The organism is Flavobacterium bomense, assembly GCF_003970355.1.
Map to the genome: position 1 here is coordinate 1 of NZ_RYDJ01000276.1, position 1,046 is coordinate 1,046.

Below are 1,046 nucleotides of genomic sequence, written 5' to 3' on the forward strand. Positions count from 1 at the left end.
GCAACTATTTATTACAATTCGTATGCTACTTATTTTGTAAAATACATTCAAGGAATGAAATCAAATGGCATTACAATCGATGCGGTTTGCCCACAAAACGAACCTTTAAATCCTAACAATAATCCAAGTATGACTATGTCAGCGGAGCAACAGTTAAGTTTTATAAAAAAACTAGGATTAGCATTTCAAAACGCAAGTATAACTACTAAAATAGTTAGTTACGATCACAATTGTGATGTTCCTAGTTATCCAATAAGTATTTTAAGCGATGCTACAGCCTACCCTATTGTTGATGGTTCTGCTTTTCATTTATATGGTGGAGATATTAGTGCTTTGTCCACCGTTCACGATGCTTTTCCGAATAAAAAAGTATATTTTACAGAACAATGGACCTCATCTACTAGTGATTTTAGAAACGATCTGAAATGGCATGTGAAAAATGTTATCATTGGTTCCATGCGAAATTGGAGTGTCAATGCATTAGAATGGAATGTAGCCAACGACCCCAATTTTGGGCCGCATACTGCTGGTGGATGTTCTCAATGCAAAGGTGCTATTACAATTAATAACAGTACTACTTATACACGCAATGTTGCTTATTACAATATTGCACATGCTTCTAAATTTGTTCCTACAGGTTCCATCAGAATTGCGTCAAATATAAGTGGGAATTTAAGTAATGTAGCCTTTAAATCACCATCTGAAAAAAAAGTACTTATTGTTGAAAATGATGGAAATACAACTGAAACTTTTAATATAAAATTTAACGGAAAATGGATTACCACATCTTTAGAAGGTGGCTCTGTTGGAACATACATTTGGTAAAATGAAAACAAAAAAAACTGCAACAACACTACTTTTAATGATTTCGATTTTTGGGTTTTCGCAACAAAAAAGTAAAATACAACCAAAATCTTTTTCAACAAAAGATAAAATAATAACCGTTTATACTTCTGCGGATAGTACTAATTTGAGGTTATCAAAAACCGATAATCTTACATTTTCAGATTTAAAACAACCAGTAGAAACTCAAGTTTGTATTTTTG

1 protein-coding gene and 1 pseudogene are annotated in these 1,046 nt (G+C 32.3%); both read left to right on the forward strand.

Annotated elements, in window-relative coordinates:
• Window positions 1–825, forward strand: an 825-nt coding sequence (locus EKL98_RS17260; protein ID WP_317125413.1) for a glycoside hydrolase family 30 protein, incomplete at its 5' end; no start/stop codon positions are given.
• Window position 826: 1 nt separating this feature from the next.
• Window positions 827–1,046, forward strand: a pseudogene (locus EKL98_RS17265) (glycosyl hydrolase); the annotation flags it as partial.